Here is a 17762-nt window from a genome sequence, read left to right on the forward strand (position 1 = left end):
GCCCTTGGCGACGGTGCTCATCGTGGACGACGAGTTCGGCATCGCCGAATTGCTGGACGCCGTCCTGTCCGATGACGGCCACACGGTGGTCACCGCGGCCAACGGCCGGCAGGGCCTCGCCCGCGTCGCGGCGGGCCGGCCCGACCTGATCTTCCTCGACTTCATGATGCCGGTGATGGACGGGCCGGCGATGCTGGCCGCCCTCACGGCCGACCCCGAGGCCTGCGGCATCCCGGTCGTGCTGATGAGCTCGATGCCCGAGGAGACGGTGCGCGAGCGTGCCTCCGGGCACGCCGCCTTCCTGCGCAAACCCTTCCGCCTCAAGCAGCTGCGCGACCTCGTCGTGCAGCTGGCGCCCGGTCGCGATGATACTTGACTGAGTCAACCAATCGAACGATCCTGCCCCCGGACAGGAGGCGGGCCGATGGCGCATGAGGGCTTGGTCGACGAGACGACGGTCGGGGCGATGCGGGCCTTCGGCCGGTTCTACACCCGGCAGATCGGCCTACTGGAGGAGGGGCTGCACCGCAGCGCCTTCTCGCTCACCGAGGCGCGGGTGCTCTACGAGCTCGCCCATCGCGACGGGCTCACCGCCTCGGTCCTGGGCCAGGATCTCGGCCTCGACGCGGGCTATCTGAGCCGCCTGCTCAAGCGCTTCGAGGACCAGGGCCTGGTGACCCGCCGGACCGCCGCGGGCGACGGGCGGCGCCAGGTCCTGACCCTGACCCCCGACGGACAGGCCGCCTTCGCGCCCCTCGACGCGGCGTCGCGGGCCGAGATCGGTGCCCTTCTGGCGCGGCTCCCGGCCGGCGACCTGGCCTCCCTCGTTAGCGCGATGGCCCGGATGCGCCGGCTTCTCGGCGATCCCGCGCAGGAGCGGGGGCCGGCAATCCTGCGCGACTTGGCGCCCGGCGATCTCGGCTGGATCACCCACCGCCAGGGCCTGCTCTACGCCGGCGAATACGGCTTCGACCTCTCCTTCGAGGCCCTGGTGGCCGAGATCCTGGCCGGGTTCGTGCGCGACTTCGATCCGGCCCGGGCCGGAGCCTGGATCGCCGAGCAGGAGGGCGAGGTCGTGGGAAGCGTGTTCCTGGCGCCAGGCTCGGAGGGGACCGCGAAGCTGCGCCTTCTCTACGTCGAGCCCGCCGCCCGGGGCCAGGGCCTCGGCCGGCGCCTGACCGAGGCCTGCATCGCCGGCGCCCGCGAGCGCGGCTACCGGCGCCTGAGCCTCTGGACCAACGACGTGCTCGCGGCCGCCCGGCGGATCTACGCGCAAGCGGGCTTCCGCCTGGTCGAGAGCGCGCCGCACCGGTCGTTCGGGCAAGATCTGGTGGGGGAGACCTGGGTGCTGGACGTGTGAGGGCAGGGTCGAGCCGCCCGCATCGCACCATCCTGCCCACGACCCCATCCCGAGGTCCGTGGGAGGGATCAGGAGTTTGACCCCGGACGCGCCCCTGCGAACCGATCGACTGCGGCGCGTTCCGCCCTCACACCTTCTGCAGCGCCATCTCCAGGAAGCCCAGCGCATCCTCGACGGCGCAGCGCCGGACCTCGGAGCGGCCGAGGTCGCCGTAGCGGCGCTCGATGTGCCGGGTCGCCCGGCCGGCGGCGACGAGGCCGAAATGGACGAGGCCCACGGGCTTCGTCGCCGTCGCGCCGCCGGGGCCCGCGATGCCGGTGATGGCCAGGGCGACGTCGGCGCGGGAATGGGCGAGCGCCCCTTCGGCCATCGCCCGGGCCACCGGCTCGCTCACCGCGCCGTGGGCCGAGATCAGGTTGAAGTCGACGCCGAGGATCTCGGCCTTCGCTTCGTTGGAATAGGTGACGAAGCCGCGCTCCACCACCTGCGACGAGCCCGCCACCTCGGTGAGCAGGGCGGCGACGAGGCCGCCGGTGCAGGATTCGGCGGTGACGAGGCGGGCCTGGCGCTCGCGATAGGCGGCGATCAGCACGCTCGCCCGGGTGATGAGGGCGGCATCGAACATCAGGCGCGCGCCTCCGGCAGCCGGATCGTGGCGGCGGCCTGGGCGGCCAGGCCCTCGGCCCGGCCGACGAAGCCGAGCTTCTCCGTCGTGGTCGCCTTGATCGACACCGCCGAGAGCGGCACCCCGGCGATCTCGGCGATCCGGGTGCGGATCGCCTCGCGATGGGCACCGATGCGTGGCGCCTCGGCCAGGACCGTGATGTCGAGGTGGTCGATCACCCCGCCGCGCTCGGTCACCCGCCGCACCGCATCGGCGAGGAACCGGTCGGAGGAGGCGCCGCGCCAGCGCGGGTCGCTCGGCGGGAAATGCACGCCGATATCGCCGTCGGCGAGCGCGCCGAGGATCGCGTCGGTCAGCGCGTGCAGCACCACGTCGCCGTCCGAATGGGCGAGCACGCCGCGATCGGCCGGGATGCGCACGCCGCCGAGCCACACATGGTCGCCCTCCGTGAAGGCGTGCACGTCGAAGCCGGTGCCGAGGCGGGTCAGAAGGGTCGTCGTTGCGGCGGTCATGGCGTCATCCTGGGCGGCGGGGCTGGACCCCGACCCGGAGCGAGGCTCCGGCGAGAAGGCGCGGTCCGCCTCGACGAGGTCGGCGGCCTGGGTGATCTTGCGGTTGCGCAGGTCTCCGGGGAAGACCGCCACCGGCAGGCCGGCCCATTCGGCGAGCGCCCCGTCATCGGTGAACCCGTCGAGCCCTTCCGCGGCGGCGCGGCCGTGCGCCTCGTGCAGGAGCGCGAAGCGGAACGCCTGCGGGGTCTGGACCGCCCGCAGATCCTCCCGCTTCGGGGTCTCGCGCACCCGGCCGTCCGGCTCGACCACCTTGATGGTGTCGCTGACCGGCACGCCCGGCACGGCGGCGCCGTGGGCTTGCGCCGCCGCGATCGCCCGGTCGATCAGCGCCGCGTCGACGAAGGGGCGGGCGGCGTCGTGCACCAGCACCAGCCCGGGGGCGTCATGGCCGGACAACGCCACGATCCCGGCCCGGACCGAAGCCTGCCGGGTGGCGCCGCCCTCGACCGGCCGGGCGAGCTTGGCCTGCACCGCCGGCGGAAGGTCGCCCAGGCACTCGTCGTAGAAGGCAGCGGCGTCGGCGGCGATCACCACCTGGATCCGCGTGACGCCCGGATGGGCGGCGAGCGCCGCCAGGGTCCGGGTCAGGACCGCCTGGCCGCCGACGCGGCGATACTGCTTGGGCGTGTCGCCGCCGACGCGGATGCCGCGCCCCGCGGCGACGACCACCGCGGCGATCTGGGGAAGGGTCAAAAGGGTCGCTCCCGGGGTTGCCCGCTCCTTAGCCGGGGCGGTCCGGCGAGGCAAATGCACCGGGGGAAGGGCGGTGCCGCGTGGGAAGGGGGCGTCCCTTGGCAACGCAGCCCTTGCTGCGATGCGATCTCGCACTGCAACAAAGTCGGGTTCCACCGCTTCCAATCCCAGGCCGCCCGCCGCTATCCTGATCCCGACAAGCCCGAACCGGCGCGGAACGCCACCGCGAGCCGACCCGCCGGCACCGTTCCGGTGCCCGAGGCCCGGGCAGGGTTCCACCGACCGACAATTCGCGGGCAATTCGGGGATCGAAAGCCGAACGCGCTTGCGTATGACCGGGTTTTGGCTATTTGCTGTGCACAATGACGACTGACCATTATTTGAGCGTCGCGGCGCCGGGGGCCGGGCCGGCAGCGCTGCCAACAGGATCGCCGTCCGCAGGCGGTCTGCCGGCGTGCGGGACGCGGCGCGCATGCGGGGCGCCGCTCGCGCCGCTTTCCGGCATGCACGGGGCGCTCCTCGCGCCCCTTTTCGGTACGCACGGGGCGCTGCTCGCACCCCTTTCCGGCGTTACCGACCTGCATATGCGCCGCATCGCCCGCCGGCTCGGTGCCACCGCGACCGTGTCCGAGATGGTGGCGGCGGAGGATTTCGCCCGCGGCACCGAGGAGGCGCGCCTGCGGGCCGAGGGGGAGGGCGTGCTGCCCCACATCGTCCAGCTCGCCGGCTGCGACCCGCGCTGGATGGCGGAGGGCGCCCGCCTCGCCGCGGCGAACGGCGCCGACGTGATCGACGTCAACATGGGCTGCCCGGCCAAGGCCGTGACCGGCGGCCAGGCCGGCTCGGCGCTGATGCGCGACCTCGACCATGCCGAGCGCCTGCTCGCCGCGGTGCGCGAGGCGGTGTCGGTGCCGGTCACCGTCAAGATGCGCCTCGGCTGGGACGACGCCACCCGCAACGCCCCGGACCTGGCGCGGCGGGCCGAGCGGCTCGGCTACGCCGCCGTCACGGTGCACGGGCGCACCCGGCAGCAATTCTATACCGGCCGGGCCGACTGGGCGGCGATCCGCGCCGTGGCGCAAGCGGTGGCGATCCCGGTCGTCGCCAACGGCGACGTCGGCAGCCTCGACGAGGCCCGGGCCTGCCTGGCGGCGTCGGGCGCCGACGCGGTGATGATCGGGCGCGCGGCGGTCGGGCGGCCCTGGCTCGTCGCCGCGGTGGCGGCGGGGCTTGCCGGCGAGACCGTCCGGGAGCCCGACGCTGCCGCCCGGGCGGCGCTGGCCGCCGAGCATTACGAGGGGTTGCTCTCGCTCTACGGCGCCCGGATGGGCGTGCGTCACGCCCGCAAGCACCTCGCGGCCTATGCCGACCATGCCGGTGGGCTCTCCGCGCCTGAGCGGACCCGGCTCGTCACCACCACCGACCCGGACGAGGCCGCGCGGCTGCTGCGGCGCGCCTTCGAGGGCCCGGCCGCACGGCCTGCATCTCAGGCCGCATGAGGATGAGCGATGCGCCAGCCCCCCCTGCCGCCCGCACCCGGAAGGCGTCGTTCATGAGCGACCCGACGAGCGAGATGATCATCAACGCCCTGCCGCTGCCCGTCCTGACCATCGGTCCGGACGAGCGGATCCTGCAGGTCAACATGGCGGCCGAGCACTTCTTCGACTATTCGCGCCGGATGATGCAGCGCCAGCGCCTGCGCGACATCATCCCGTTCTCCTCGCCGATCATCGCGCTCGTGAACGAGGTGCGCCGGCGCCGGGCCAGCGTCAGCGAGTACCGGGTGGAACTGGCCTCGCCGCGCAGCGGCATCGAGCGCAGCGTCGACGTGTTCGCGACCCATCTCGACGACGACCTCGTGGTGCTGATGCTCCAGGAGCGCACCATCGCCGACAAGATGAACCGCCAGCTCACCCATCGGGGTGCGGCCCGCTCGATGGTGGCGCTCGGCGCGATGCTGGCCCACGAGATCAAGAACCCGCTCGCCGGCATCCGCGGCGCGGCCCAGCTCCTCGAGCAGTCGGCCGCCGAGGACGACCGCCTCCTGACCCGGCTGATCTGCGACGAATCCGACCGGATCGTCCGTATCGTCGAGCGGATGGAGCTCTTCGGCGACGAGCGCCCGGTCGAGCGTGGGCCCGTCAACGTCCACGGCGTCCTCGACCAGGTCAAGCGCTCGGCCCAGTCGGGCTTCGCCCGCCACATCCGCTTCGTCGAGAACTACGATCCCTCGCTGCCGCCGGTCCTCGGCAACCGCGACCAGCTGATCCAGGTCATCCTGAACCTCGTCAAGAACGCCGCCGAGGCGATCGGCGCCGACGCGGTCGACGGCGAGATCATCCTGTCGACCGCCTTCCGCACCGGGCTTCGCCTCCAGGTGCCGGGCTCGCGCGAGCGGGTCAGCCTGCCGATCGAGGTCGCGGTGCGCGACAACGGCCCCGGCGTCACCGCCGAGCTGCTGCCGGACCTGTTCGACCCCTTCGTCACCACCAAGGCGCAAGGCTCGGGCCTCGGCCTCGCGCTGGTGGCCAAGATCGTCGGCGACCATGGCGGCATCGTCGAGTGCGATCCCGCCCCCCGCCGCACCACCTTCCGCGTCCTCCTGCCGATGTCGCATGCCCGCGACGGGCGCGAATCCTCCGCCGAGACCGAGTGAGCGCCATGCCGAACGGACACATCATCGTGGCGGACGACGACGCCGCCATCCGCACCGTGCTCAACCAGGCGCTGTCGCGCGCCGGCTACGAGGTCCGCTCGACCGGCAACGCCGCCACCCTGTGGCGCTGGGTGGCACAAGGGGAGGGCGACCTCGTCATCACCGACGTGGTGATGCCCGACGAGAACGCCTTCGACCTGCTGCCGCGGATCAAGCGGGTGCGGCCGGACCTGCCGATCATCGTGATGAGCGCGCAGAACACCTTCATGACGGCGATCCGCGCGTCCGAGCGCGGCGCCTACGAATATCTCCCCAAGCCCTTCGACCTGAAGGAGCTGACGGCGATCGTCGGCCGTGCCCTGTCGCGTCCGCGCGGCAGCGCCGCCCCGGGCGCGGCGCCGGAGAACGAGGATATCCCGCTCGTCGGCCGCTCGCCGGCGATGCAGGAGATCTACCGCGCGCTCGCCCGCCTGATGCCGACCGACCTCACGGTGATGATCACCGGCGAATCCGGCACCGGCAAGGAGCTGGTGGCCCGGGCGCTCCACGATTACGGACGGCGCCGCTCGGGGCCGTTCGTGCCGGTCAACATGGCGGCGATCCCCCGCGACCTGATCGAATCCGAGCTGTTCGGCCACGAGAAGGGGGCCTTCACGGGCGCGACCGCGCGCTCCGCCGGCCGCTTCGAGCAGGCCGAGGGCGGCACGCTCTTCCTCGACGAGATCGGCGACATGCCGATGGAGGCCCAGACCCGGCTCCTGCGGGTGCTGCAACAGGGCGAGTACACCACCGTCGGCGGCCGGGTGCCGATCAAGACCAATGTCCGCATCATCGCGGCGACCAACAAGGACCTGCGGGTCTCGATCCAGCAGGGGATCTTCCGCGAGGACCTGTTCTTCCGCCTCAACGTCGTGCCGTTGCGCCTGCCGGCCCTGCGCGAGCGCTCCGAGGACGTGCCGGACCTGGTGCGCCACTTCTTCGTGCTGGTCGAGCGCGAGGGCCTGACGCGCAAGCAGCTCGACGGCGACGCCATGGAGAAGCTCAAGCGCTACCGCTGGCCCGGCAACGTGCGCGAGCTCGAGAACCTGGTGCGGCGCCTGGCGGCGCTCTATCCCCAGGAGACGATCACCGGCCCGGTGATCGAGGCCGAGCTCGACACCCTGCCGCTCGCCGCCCCCGCCCAAGGCGGGACGGCGCGCAAGGGGAACGGGGAATCCGAGGGCCTGTCGGCGGCGGTGGAGCGGCACCTGTCGGAGTATTTCTCCGGCTACCGGGACACCCTGCCGCCGCCCGGCCTCTATCACCGCATCCTGCGCGAGATCGAGGGACCGCTGATCGGCGCGGCGCTGGCGGCGACCCGCGGCAACCAGATCCGGGCCGCCGAATTGCTGGGGGTGAACCGCAACACCCTGCGCAAGAAGGTGCGCGACCTCGACCTGCAGGTCTTCCGCACCCCGCGCTGAACGGCGGACCCGCGCGGCCGGGTGGCGAACCGACCCGACTGCGCGCGGCATTCCGACGCATCGGTAGAGACACCCTTCGTGCGTGCGTGCCTGTCGGGATAATTTGGCGGGACAATCTGGCAAGGGCGAACCGAGCCGGGCCGGCCTGGCCCGGTTTCGGCCCGACCCGATGTCGCGGGCGATCGTTTCGCCGCACCGCGTTCTCGTGTCGCGCCCATGCTCAAGCTCGGCCCTGCACCGCCCGGCCACTGATTCAAACCCGTTGCGGCAGCAATAAGGGAAGTTTTTACTTTGCCTGCCCCGGACGATGCGCAATCGAGTCCGGGACAGGTGCCGGCGAAATAGTCTGCGTTAGCGCATGAGGACAACCGATCGTCGCGATATGAAGCGGACACAACCGTGAATTCGTGGGCGCGGCCCGGTCTCGACCGATCAAGCCGGTCTGCGGTGGCCGGGGAATGCGGGACTGGATTGGATCTCTGCGCGCCGGCTCCCACGGCGAAAACGTATTAATTCGCTCTTTTTACCGATTATTAAGTGACCCCCGGCCGGGGCTGCGACGCCCGGCCGGCCCGTCCCGCCGGCCCGCGACCGGCCGGCGCGGGACCTCGGATACCCATACCAAGCCACTGATTGAAAATGGGTTTCCCGGAATCCCACTGTGCTCCGGGACCGATCCGCACACCCTCCTACCCCCGCGCGAGGCAGCGCCGGAGCACCGCTCCGGCCGGCATGGTTGACGCTACGGTAACAGGTTACACTAAAGCAGTTCCATCTCTTGTGTTGATCCAGACACCTTGCAGTTGACGGAGACTGGCGTAACATCCATCACCTCGGACGGGGGCCCGCACTTCTCGAGGACCGCAATGAGTTCAGCTGACCACGTCGAAACGCCTCAGATGATCGGCCTGGTGTCCGATATTGTATCGGCCTACGTGTCGAACAACAGCGTCCCGGTGGGCGAGCTGTCGAGCCTGATCCGCAGCGTCCACGAGGCGGTGGCCCGGCTCGGCACGGCCGCGCCGGCGGAGCCCGAGCGGCTGGTCCCGCCGGTGCCGATCAAGAAGACCGTCTCGCCCGACTACCTGATCAGCCTGGAGGACGGGCGCCGGTACCGGACGCTGAAGCGCCACCTCGCCGGGCGCGGCCTTACGCCCGAGCAGTACCGGACGAAGTGGGGCCTGCCGCCCGACTATCCGATGGTCGCCGCGAACTACGCCGCCCAGCGCTCCGAGCTCGCCAAGAGCATCGGGCTGGGCCAGAAGCCGGTGGTCCGCCGCCCGCGCTCGACGCAGGCCGCCTGAGACCGTCTCCGGAAGGGTCCTTCCGGAAACGGGATCACCGGCCCGCGACGGCGGAGCGTCGCTCCGCCCGCCCGGGCGGGATCGAAATCCGCATCGCGACGGCGATCGGGCGAAAGCGATCCGACGGGATCGCCGGAGGCCGCCGATCGGATGTCGTATGACCCGGCGCTCGCCCATCCGGGCGCGAGGCCGCACCGGATGCTCCCCGCGCGGGCCCGATCCCCGCGGCCGCGAGTGCCGCCGCGGCGGCATCCGTATTAATTTCGCCACACTGTAGTGGCCTTGCACCACGGATGTTGTTCACACGACGCCCCCGGGCTTCGGCGCCCCCCTCCGGCGCAGCCGGTCCCACCCCCGGGCCGATTCCGGACGCCGCCCCGCGGGGTCCGGGCTGGTTCGGGGCCCTGGCGGTCATCGTCGCCCTGGCGCTGGCCCTCGCCACCTTCCTGATCCTGGTCGGCGCCACCGCGATCGCGCCGACCCACACCGTGGTGGTGGCGCTGCTGCTCAGCAACGTCGTCCTGGTGCTGCTCCTCGTCGTGGTGATCGCCTGGGAGGCGCGGGTCTTCCTGCGGGCGCGGCGCGCCAACGCGGCCGCCGCGCGGCTGCACACCCGCATCGTCGGCCTGTTCAGCCTGATCGCGACCCTGCCGACGGTGCTGCTCGCCGTGGTGGCGTCGATCACGCTCGAGCGCGGCCTGTCGCCCTGGTTCTCGGACCGGATGCGCAACGTCGTGCTGATGTCGGTCGACGTGGCCGACGCCTACCTGACCAACCAGTGCCAGAGCCTCGCCCGCGAGGCCCGGATCCTCTCCGACGACCTGACCCGGGCGCGGCCCGCCTTCGACGTCGAGCGCGTCTGGTTCGAGAGCTTCCTGACGGCCCGGGCCGCCTCCCTCGGCCTGCCGATCGCCCGGATCATGCGCTCGCCGACCGAGACCGTGGCGCGGGCCAATATCGACATCCTCAAGGACCCGCCGCTGCCCTCGGCCAGCGACTTCGAGGAGGCCGCGAAATCCGCCGACGCCACCTGCCTGCTGCCGCGGGAGGGGCGGGTGTTCGGCACGCTGATGCGGCTGCCGGCCTACGACGACGCCTTCCTGCTGGTCGAGCGCGAGGTGACGCGGCTCGCCGTCGAGTTCCCGGGGGTGTCGCGGGCCGCCGCGACCGAGTTCCTGACCATCGATGCCGGGCGGCGCAGCGTGCAGATCGCCTTCGCGACGATGTTCGCGCTGATCGCCCTGATCGCGCTCCTGTCGGCGGTGTGGTTCGGGCTCAACTTCGCCAACCGCTTCGTGGTGCCGATCCGCCGGCTGATCAACGCCGCCGACCAGGTCGCGTCCGGCAACTACTACGCCCAGGTGCCGTTCCGGAAGACGGAGGGCGACCTGCAGCATCTCGGCGAGAGCTTCAACAAGATGACGCAGGAGCTGAGCCGCCAGCGCACCACCCTGATCGAGCAGAGCGAGCAGATCGACAGCCGCCGCCGCTTCACCGAGGCGGTGCTCGCCGGGGTGCCGGCGGGCGTGATCGGCGTCGACGGGCGCGGGGTCATCACCATCGCCAACCCCTCCGTCGAGCGGATGCTCGGGCGCTCGGTCGCCGACCTCGTCGGCGAGCCCCTGGAGGCGGTGATGCCCGAGCTCGGCGGCCTGCCGGGCGACGCCCGGGCCCGCCCGACGCAGCAGCAGATCCAGATCGCCCGCAACGGCCGCGAGCGCACCATCGACGTGCGCACCACGAGCGAGCAGTCGCAGGACGGCGACCGCGGCTACGTCGTCACCCTCGACGACATCACCGACCTCGTCACGGCGCAGCGCACCTCGGCCTGGGCCGACGTCGCGCGCCGCATCGCCCACGAGATCAAGAACCCGCTGACCCCGATCCAGCTCTCGGCCGAGCGCATCCGGCGCAAGTACGGGAAGGTCATCACCGCCGACAAGGAGATCTTCGAGCAGTGCGTCGCCACGATCGTGCGCCAGGTCGACGACATCAAGCGGATGGTGGACGAGTTCTCGTCCTTCGCCCGGATGCCGAAGCCCGCGATCGCCCGCAACGACCTGACCGAGATCGTCAAGCAGAACCTGTTCATGATGCGGGTGGCCCATCCCGACGTGACCTTCACGCTGGAGGAGGGCGCGAACCGCGTCAGCGCCGCCTTCGACACCCGGCTCCTGTCGCAGGCGATCACCAACATCCTCAAGAACGCCGTCGAGGCGGTGCAGGCGGTGCCGGAGGACGTGCGCGGTGAGAGCCTGGTCGCCGTGCGCCTCTACGAGGAGGGCGAGGCGGCGGTGATCGAGATCACCGATACCGGCAAGGGATTCCCGCAGGAAGGGCGCCAGCGGCTGCTCGAACCCTATATGACCACCCGCGAGGGGGGCACGGGCCTCGGATTGGCGATCGTGAGCAAGGTCTTGGAAGAGCACGGCGGCGGCATCGAGCTGAACGACAACCCGCGGGGGCGCGGCGGGCAGGTGCGCATGCGGGTCCTCAGGGAGGTGCGGCGCGACGCAGGCCCCGACGGCGGCGCGAGCCGGCCCGCGCGGCCGGCGCAAGCCCAGCAGATCTCGCCGCAGGCCTCGCCGGAGCCCGCCGCGTGACGCGCCCGGCCCGCCGCCGGGCGCGCCGGACCGCGCACAGCCCATTTCCACACAGCCCAATTCGATACAGCAGCGGGTGCGCGGCCTCCGGGACCGCCATCAGCGCCGCGGGGAGGCCCTGAGCCATGAGCGCCGACATTCTGATCGTCGATGACGAGGCCGACATCCGCGAACTCGTCGCCGGCATCCTCGACGACGAGGGCCACCGCACCCGCACCGCCGGCTCCTCCGACGAGGCCCTGTCGGCGATCGAGGCGCGCCGCCCGCACCTCGTCTTCCTCGACATCTGGCTCCAGGGCTCGCGCCTCGACGGGCTGCAGGTGCTCGACGTCATCAAGGCCCAGGCCCCGGACCTGCCGGTGGTGATGATCTCGGGCCACGGCAACATCGAGACCGCCGTCTCGGCGATCAAGGCGGGCGCCTACGACTTCATCGAGAAGCCGTTCAAGGCCGACCGGCTGATCCTGGTCGCCGAGCGGGCGCTGGAGGCCTCGCGGCTCAAGCGCGAGGTGCGCGACCTCAAGGCGCGCTCCGGCCAGGCGAGCCGCATCGTCGGCGCCTCGGTGGCGGCCAACCAGCTGCGCCAGACCGTCGAGCGCGTCGCCCCCACCAATGCCCGGGTGATGATCTCCGGCGCGCCGGGCTCCGGCAAGGAGCTGTCGGCCCGCACCATCCACGCCGCCTCGTCGCGGGCGAGCGGTCCCTTCGTGGTGATCAACGCCGCCACGATCACGCCCGACACGATGGAGGCCGAGCTGTTCGGCGTCGAGGCGGCCGACGGCAAGCCGCGCCGGGTCGGGGCGCTCGAGGAGGCCCATGGCGGCAGCCTCTACATCGACGAGGTCGCGGACATGCCGCGCGAGACCCAGAACCGCATCCTGCGGGTCCTCGTCGACCAGAACTTCCAGCGCGTCGGCGGCACCACCCGGGTCCATGTCGACGTGCGGATCATCTCGTCCTCGTCGCGCGACCTCGCCGAGGAGATCGCCGGCGGCCGCTTCCGCGAGGACCTCTTCCACCGCCTGAGCGTCGTGCCGATCCGCATCCCCTCGCTCGCCGAGCGGCGCGAGGACGTGCCGGAACTGATCGCGTTCTTCATGGAGCAGATCTCGGCCGCCACCGGCCTGCCGCAACGCCGCATCGCCGCCGACGCCATGGCGGTGCTGCAGTCGCACGACTGGCCCGGCAACGTCCGCCAGCTGCGCAACAACGTCGAACGGCTGATGATCCTGACGCAGGGCGACCCCGAGACCGAGGTCACGACCGAGATGCTGCCGAGCGAGGTCGGCGCGCTGGTCCCCACCACCCCGAGCGGCGCCGGCGGCGAGAAGCTGATGAGCCTGGCGCTCCGCGAGGCGCGGGAGATCTTCGAGCGCGAGTACCTGGTGGCGCAGATCGCCCGGTTCTCCGGCAACATCTCTCGCACCGCCGAGTTCATCGGCATGGAGCGCTCGGCCCTGCACCGGAAGCTCAAGTCCCTCGGCATCGGTGCCTGATTCCCGAAGCCCGCTTTTGTGAGTGTCAAGCTCCGGTTTGTCTGCTAAGCCGGCCCGTGGCCGGGGCACGACAGGATCGCGGGCACGGCCGGACGCGGCGGATTCGGCGGCCCGGGGGATCTCCCCTGCGGCCAGTCTGCACTTGCGCCCGGGCGAGCTTCACCGTGTAATGGGGCGGCCGGATCCCGGGGCGGCGCGTCGCGCCTCCCGCACAACGACAACACGGACCGACCCGTCGACAGGACTGGCAGCGGGTTCAAAGGACAAGAAGAATGGCGGGCGAACGCGCTCAGAATCTGCAGGACACCTTCCTCAACCACGTTCGCAAGAACAAGATCCCGCTGACGATCTTCTTGGTCAACGGCGTGAAGTTGCAGGGTGTCGTGACTTGGTTCGACAACTTCTGCGTGCTGCTGCGGCGTGACGGCCACTCGCAGCTGGTCTACAAGCACGCGATCTCGACGATCATGCCCGGCCATCCGGTGCAGCTGTTCGAGCAGGGCGAGGAGGGGGCCGAGAAGGCCTGATCCCGTCGCGGAGGAACCGGCGCGCGCGCCGCGGGCCCGTCGATGCGGGCCCCGCTCGCGCTTCCATGCCTTCTCCCGAACATTCACGTCCGGCGAATGTCCAGGCCGCGTCTCGCGGCCTGTTTTTTTCCGGCGCCGTCTTTCAAGGGTGAGGGCGTCGAATCACGCGCCGCGGACGCGCCCTGCGGCTTGATTATCTCACGCCTCCATCCAACCTCTGTCCGATGGACTCCCGACCGATTCCGGGAGCAGCCGGAGAGACGATGGAACCGCGGACACCGGGCGAGATCCGCCTGCAGCGCCAGGCCGAGCCGGAGGCCGCGATCGCGGCCGAGACCCGCACGCTGGTGATCGGCCCCTACCACACCAAGCGCGACGCCGGGGCCGAGCCACGCCCAGCCCTCGCCCGCCTCGACGAGGCGGTGGGCCTCGCCGCCGCGATCGAGCTCGACGTCGCCGACAAGCTCCTCGTCACCGTCCAGCAGATCCGGCCCTCGACCTATCTCGGCAAGGGCCGGGTGGAGGAGATCGCCGGGCGGATCGAGGCCGACGGCATCCGCCTCGTGGTGATGGATTGCGCGCTCTCGCCGGTGCAGCAGCGCAACCTGGAGAAGGCCTGGGGCGTCAAGGTCATCGACCGCACCGGCCTGATCCTGGAGATCTTCGGGCGGCGCGCCTCGACCCGCGAGGGCACGCTGCAGGTCGAGCACGCGCATCTGGCCTACCAGCGCAGCCGCCTCGTCCGGTCCTGGACCCATCTCGAGCGCCAGCGCGGCGGCTTCGGCTTCCTCGGCGGCCCGGGCGAGACCCAGATCGAGGCCGACCGGCGGATGATCCAGGAGCGGATGACCCGGATCGAGCGCGATCTGGAGACCGTCACCCGCACCCGCGGCCTGCACCGCCGCTCCCGCCGCCGGGTGCCGTACCCGATCGTCGCGCTCGTCGGCTACACCAATGCCGGCAAGTCGACCCTGTTCAACCGCCTGACCCGGGCCGAGGTGCTGGCGGAGAACATGCTGTTCGCCACCCTCGACCCGACCGCGCGGGCGATCAAGCTGCCGCACGGCGAGACCGCGATCCTGTCCGACACCGTCGGCTTCATCTCCGACCTGCCGACCATGCTGATCGCCGCCTTCCGGGCGACGCTGGAGGACGTGATCGAGGCCGACATCCTGCTCCACGTCCGCGACATCGCCCACGAGGACGCGGAGGCGCAAGGCGCCGACGTGGCGCAGGTGCTCGCCGAACTCGGCATCGAGCCCGACGCCGACCGCATCATCGAGGTCTGGAACAAGGCCGACCTCCTCGACGAGGCGGAGCGCGAACGCCTGCTCAACCTGAGCCGGCCGAACGGCGCCAAGGGGGGGACCGGGCCGGTCCTGCTCTCGGCGCTCACCGGCGAGGGCATCGACCGCCTGATGAGCCGGATCGAGGCCCGGATCGCGGCGGCCCGCACGAGCTTCGCGGTGATCCTGGAACCGGCGCAAGGCGCCGAGCTGCACTGGCTCTACGAGAATGCCGAGGTGCTCGACCGCCGCGAGGATGCGTCGGGCGCGATGCACCTCGTGGTCCGGGTCGCGCCGGAGAAGGAGCCGCGGTTCCTCAACCGGTTCGGGGCGGCGCGGCGGTTGCGTGGGGGTGGGTGAGGTACCATCGGACCTCGTCGCACAAATATTTTCACTTGATCTCCAGTAATAAAGATAAGTCACGGGATCCCCTCTCCCGTGACACGCTTCAGTGCAAAACTGAGAGCGTCGTGCTGGCAGCTGAGAATTTCTAGCTGGACTCAGAACCGTGTCACCCTCACCCCTAACCCCTCTCCCACACGAGAGAGGGGAACGCGCTCAACTTGTCGATCTCGGCTAAACCCTTGGGCCCCATGCCGATCCACCGCCTCGCCATCTCCGGCTACCGCAGCTTGCGCGATAGCGTGCTCGGCCTCGACCGGCTGACCGTGGTGACGGGGGCGAACGGCAGCGGCAAGTCGAGCCTCTACCGCGCCCTTCGGCTCCTCGCCGAGGTCGCCCAAGGGCGGGCGATCCCGTCGCTCGCCCGGGAAGGGGGCTTTGCCTCGGCGCTGTGGGCGGGGCCGGAGGCGTTCGGGCGCCAGGTCGAGGGCACGGTGCGGCGGAACCCGGTCGAGCTGAAGCTCGGCTTCTCGGACGACGATTACGGCTACGCCGTCGCCCTCGGCCTGCCGGCCCCGACCTATGCGGGCACGTTCTTTTCCCAGGACCCCGAGATCAAGGCCGAGAGCGTCTGGACCGGGCCGATCGTCGGGCGCGCCAACGTCTTCGCCGAGCGGCGCGGGCCGCTGGTGCGCCTGCGCGACGGGTCCGGCACCTGGACCGAGGCCTTTCGCGAGCTCGCCGCCTTCGACAGCCTGATGACCCACGGCGCCGATCCCCGCGACGCCCTCGACGTCCTGGTACTGCGCGAGCGGATGCGGGCCTGGCGCTTCTACGACCATTTCCGCACCGACCGGGACGCCCCGGCCCGCCGGCCGCAGATCGGGACCCGCACGCCGGTGCTGGCCGGCGACGGCGCCGACGTGGCGGCGGCGATCCAGACGATCATCGAGATCGGCGACCGCGACGCCCTCGACGCGACCATCGCCGAGGCGTTCCCGGGGGCGGAGCTGTCGGTGGCGGCGAGCGAGGGCCACTTCTCGCTCGAACTCGGCCAGCACGGGCTGCTGCGTCGTTTACGCGGGCCCGAGCTCTCGGACGGGACCCTGCGCTACATCCTGCTCGCCGCGGCCCTCCTGTCGCCGCGCCCGCCCGAGCTGATGGTGCTCAACGAGCCCGAGACCAGCCTGCATGCCGACCTCTTGGCGCCGCTGGCCGCGCTGATCGCGCGGGCGGCGGAGAGCACGCAGGTCCTGGTGGTGTCGCACGCCGCCGCCCTGGTGGCGGCCCTGGAGCGGGAGGGGGCGGCCCGCATCACCCTCGACAAGCGCCTCGGCGAGACCCTGGCGCCGGACCACGACCCGCCGTCCTGGACCTGGCCCAAGCGGTAGGGCCGGAGCGGTGCGTCACGCGGCGGCGAAGCGACGCCGGCGCAGATGCCCGATGAAGCGGCGCCGGACCAGGAGCAGGGCGCCGGAGACGCCAAGGCAATAGAGCCCCATCCCGATGACGATCCCGGCGAAAGGCACGCCGGCATCGATGAGCAGGCCCGACAGAAAGGGCCCCAGGGCCGTGCCGAGCACCATGATCGCCACGACGGCGCCGCGGATCGCCCCGAGATGGCGGGTGCCGTAGACCTCCGGCCAGAGGGCACCGAACAGGGTCAGCGAGATCCCGTCGGTGACGCCGTAGAGCAGCATGAAGGCGAAGGCGCCCATGGCGCGCCGACCCCGCCGAGGATCAGGCAGGCGAGGCCGAACGGCACCAGGTAGAGGGGCAGCAAAGCCAGGGCCGAGAACCGGTCGACGAGGCGGCCGGCGAGGAGCAGGCACAGGACGGCCGCGACCGCGTAGGGCGGGAAGGCGGCGGCCAGCAGCTCCGGCGGCCAGCCCCGGCTCTCGGCCAGATGCACCTGGTGGAAGAAGATCGTGTTGCTGATGAAGGAGGGCGGCGGCATCGCTGCGAGCAGCCCGTGGAGATACGGGTCGGCGAGGGCCTGGGCGCGCGTCGCCCCCTCGGCCGGGCCGGAGAGCGCGGTCTCCTCCGGCACCCGCTCGCGCCGCACGAGATGGCGGGCGAGGGGCAGGGCGACGAGGACCAGGAGCAAGGCGATGCCGAGCCAGGCCCCGCGCCAGCCGAGGACACCTGCTGCCGCGACGACGCCGAGGGGCAGGCAGGCCTGGCCGGCATTGAGCCCGAGGGCGGCGAGCGATACCGCCCGGCCGCGCTCCGCCGCGAACCAGCGCCCGAGGAGCGTGTAGGCGGTCTGCAGCATCAGCCCCTGGCCGGCGAGGCGGAGCAGGAACAGGCTCGAGGCCAGGACCGGGAGGTTCGGCGACAGCCCGAGGCCGGCGGCCCCCATGGCCAGCAGCCCGGCCGCGAGGCGCACCACCCGTTGCGCCGGCCAGCGGTCGATGAGCCCGCCGAGCCCCGCGAGCGCCAGGGCCGCGGCCAGGGTGACGCCGGCATAGAGCGCCCCGAACGCCCCGTCCGACAGCCCGAACTCCCGCCGGATCGCTCCGCCCGACAGGGCGACCACGAAGGTCTGGCCGAAGCAGCCGCAGAACAGGAGCAGGAACCCGGCCGCGAGCCAGCGCAGGTTGGCCTTGAGGAAGGGGGTCATGGGGGTGGGCGTAGCGGGGGGATGTTCCTCCCGCAACGACGATCTCCTCGCATCGGAGAGATCGTGCGACCCTGGCGGCGTGCAGAGGCGTCGCCTCCGTTCCCGCTCCTCGGCGTCGTTCCGGGCGCCGCTTGCGCGGCCCCGGAACGACATGGCGGGCTTCAACTCCGTCGGAGGATGGATCGGACGGAAGGTCGATCCCGGCGCGCGGC

At 71.7% G+C, this 17762-nt stretch carries 15 protein-coding genes; 11 read left to right on the forward strand and 4 right to left on the reverse strand.

Going from position 1 to position 17762, the window contains the following annotated elements:
• Positions 1-13 precede the first annotated feature (13 nt).
• Positions 14-376 (forward strand): response regulator, encoded by a 363-nt coding sequence (locus G4G93_RS11860; protein ID WP_312891943.1) that lies wholly within the window; start codon positions 14-16, stop codon positions 374-376.
• 48 nt (positions 377-424) lie between these two features.
• Positions 425-1360 (forward strand): helix-turn-helix domain-containing GNAT family N-acetyltransferase, encoded by a 936-nt coding sequence (locus G4G93_RS11865; RefSeq protein ID WP_165084442.1) that lies wholly within the window; start codon positions 425-427, stop codon positions 1358-1360.
• Between the two features lie 127 nt (positions 1361-1487).
• Here the strand turns inward: G4G93_RS11865 and G4G93_RS11870 are convergent, their stop codons facing one another.
• Together G4G93_RS11870 and G4G93_RS11875 are read right to left on the reverse strand one after the other, a co-directional pair.
• Positions 1488-1988: a CinA family protein gene (locus G4G93_RS11870; protein ID WP_165084815.1), complete on the reverse strand. Its 501-nt coding sequence runs from the start codon at positions 1986-1988 to the stop codon at positions 1488-1490.
• Positions 1985-3250 carry a bifunctional 2-C-methyl-D-erythritol 4-phosphate cytidylyltransferase/2-C-methyl-D-erythritol 2,4-cyclodiphosphate synthase gene (locus G4G93_RS11875; protein ID WP_206289715.1) on the reverse strand — a complete coding sequence of 422 codons (1266 nt, stop codon included), beginning with the start codon at positions 3248-3250 and terminating at the stop codon, positions 1985-1987. Before G4G93_RS11875 ends, G4G93_RS11870 begins: the two co-directional genes overlap by 4 nt.
• Before the next feature lie 503 nt (positions 3251-3753).
• On the opposite strand from G4G93_RS11875, the gene dusB reads away from it, so the two are divergent.
• The 9 genes from dusB to G4G93_RS11920 all read left to right on the forward strand — a co-directional run bounded on the left by dusB (position 3754) and on the right by G4G93_RS11920 (position 16318).
• Positions 3754-4749, forward strand: a complete 996-nt coding sequence (gene dusB, locus G4G93_RS11880; RefSeq protein WP_165084444.1) for a tRNA dihydrouridine synthase DusB — start codon at positions 3754-3756, stop codon at positions 4747-4749.
• Positions 4746-5906: a two-component system sensor histidine kinase NtrB gene (locus tag G4G93_RS11885; RefSeq protein ID WP_395413245.1), complete on the forward strand. Its 1161-nt coding sequence runs from the start codon at positions 4746-4748 to the stop codon at positions 5904-5906. The genes dusB and G4G93_RS11885 overlap by 4 nt, the downstream gene beginning before the upstream one ends.
• 5 nt (positions 5907-5911) lie before the next feature.
• A complete protein-coding gene (gene ntrC / locus G4G93_RS11890) occupies positions 5912-7369 on the forward strand; it encodes a nitrogen regulation protein NR(I) (RefSeq protein ID WP_165084448.1) in 1458 nt (485 codons plus the stop codon).
• Positions 7370-8235: 866 nt separating this feature from the next.
• Positions 8236-8673 (forward strand): MucR family transcriptional regulator, encoded by a 438-nt coding sequence (locus G4G93_RS11895; RefSeq protein ID WP_165084450.1) that lies wholly within the window; start codon positions 8236-8238, stop codon positions 8671-8673.
• 293 nt (positions 8674-8966) lie between these two features.
• Positions 8967-11276, forward strand: a complete 2310-nt coding sequence (locus G4G93_RS11900) for a PAS domain-containing sensor histidine kinase (RefSeq protein ID WP_165084452.1) — start codon at positions 8967-8969, stop codon at positions 11274-11276.
• A 125-nt stretch (positions 11277-11401) separates the two neighbouring features.
• The gene (locus G4G93_RS11905; protein WP_165084454.1) at positions 11402-12772 is read left to right on the forward strand and encodes a sigma-54 dependent transcriptional regulator; all 1371 of its coding nucleotides are present in this window, start codon (positions 11402-11404) and stop codon (positions 12770-12772) included.
• Between the two features lie 272 nt (positions 12773-13044).
• Positions 13045-13299: an RNA chaperone Hfq gene (gene hfq / locus G4G93_RS11910; RefSeq protein ID WP_048429571.1), complete on the forward strand. Its 255-nt coding sequence runs from the start codon at positions 13045-13047 to the stop codon at positions 13297-13299.
• 263 nt (positions 13300-13562) lie between these two features.
• Positions 13563-14945: a GTPase HflX gene (gene hflX / locus G4G93_RS11915; protein WP_246736712.1), complete on the forward strand. Its 1383-nt coding sequence runs from the start codon at positions 13563-13565 to the stop codon at positions 14943-14945.
• 233 nt (positions 14946-15178) lie between these two features.
• On the forward strand, positions 15179-16318 hold the full coding sequence (locus G4G93_RS11920) for an AAA family ATPase (protein WP_165084459.1): 1140 nt from the start codon (positions 15179-15181) through the stop codon (positions 16316-16318).
• A gap of 15 nt (positions 16319-16333) precedes the next feature.
• Here G4G93_RS11920 and G4G93_RS35880 read toward each other — a convergent pair whose 3' ends face one another.
• Entirely contained in the window at positions 16334-16645 is a 312-nt protein-coding gene (locus tag G4G93_RS35880) for a hypothetical protein (protein ID WP_246736713.1), read from the reverse strand.
• Entirely contained in the window at positions 16591-17550 is a 960-nt protein-coding gene (locus G4G93_RS11925) for an MFS transporter (protein ID WP_246736714.1), read from the reverse strand. The genes G4G93_RS35880 and G4G93_RS11925 overlap by 55 nt, the downstream gene beginning before the upstream one ends.
• Positions 17551-17762: the final 212 nt, after the last annotated feature.

Source organism: Methylobacterium sp. DB0501 (assembly GCF_011043735.1).
Lineage (GTDB): Bacteria > Pseudomonadota > Alphaproteobacteria > Rhizobiales > Beijerinckiaceae > Methylobacterium > Methylobacterium alsaeris.

Coding starts and splice junctions, on each gene's coding strand:
- G4G93_RS11865 (WP_165084442.1), top strand. CDS start 425: ATGGCGCATGAGGGCTTGGTCGACGAGACGACGGTCGGGGCGATGCGG.
- dusB (WP_165084444.1), top strand. CDS start 3,754: ATGCACGGGGCGCTCCTCGCGCCCCTTTTCGGTACGCACGGGGCGCTG.
- G4G93_RS11885 (WP_395413245.1), top strand. CDS start 4,746: ATGAGGATGAGCGATGCGCCAGCCCCCCCTGCCGCCCGCACCCGGAAG.
- ntrC (WP_165084448.1), top strand. CDS start 5,912: ATGCCGAACGGACACATCATCGTGGCGGACGACGACGCCGCCATCCGC.
- G4G93_RS11895 (WP_165084450.1), top strand. CDS start 8,236: ATGAGTTCAGCTGACCACGTCGAAACGCCTCAGATGATCGGCCTGGTG.
- G4G93_RS11900 (WP_165084452.1), top strand. CDS start 8,967: ATGTTGTTCACACGACGCCCCCGGGCTTCGGCGCCCCCCTCCGGCGCA.
- G4G93_RS11905 (WP_165084454.1), top strand. CDS start 11,402: ATGAGCGCCGACATTCTGATCGTCGATGACGAGGCCGACATCCGCGAA.
- hfq (WP_048429571.1), top strand. CDS start 13,045: ATGGCGGGCGAACGCGCTCAGAATCTGCAGGACACCTTCCTCAACCAC.
- hflX (WP_246736712.1), top strand. CDS start 13,563: ATGGAACCGCGGACACCGGGCGAGATCCGCCTGCAGCGCCAGGCCGAG.
- G4G93_RS11920 (WP_165084459.1), top strand. CDS start 15,179: ATGCCGATCCACCGCCTCGCCATCTCCGGCTACCGCAGCTTGCGCGAT.
- G4G93_RS35880 (WP_246736713.1), bottom strand. CDS start 16,645: ATGGGCGCCTTCGCCTTCATGCTGCTCTACGGCGTCACCGACGGGATC.
- G4G93_RS11925 (WP_246736714.1), bottom strand. CDS start 17,550: ATGACCCCCTTCCTCAAGGCCAACCTGCGCTGGCTCGCGGCCGGGTTC.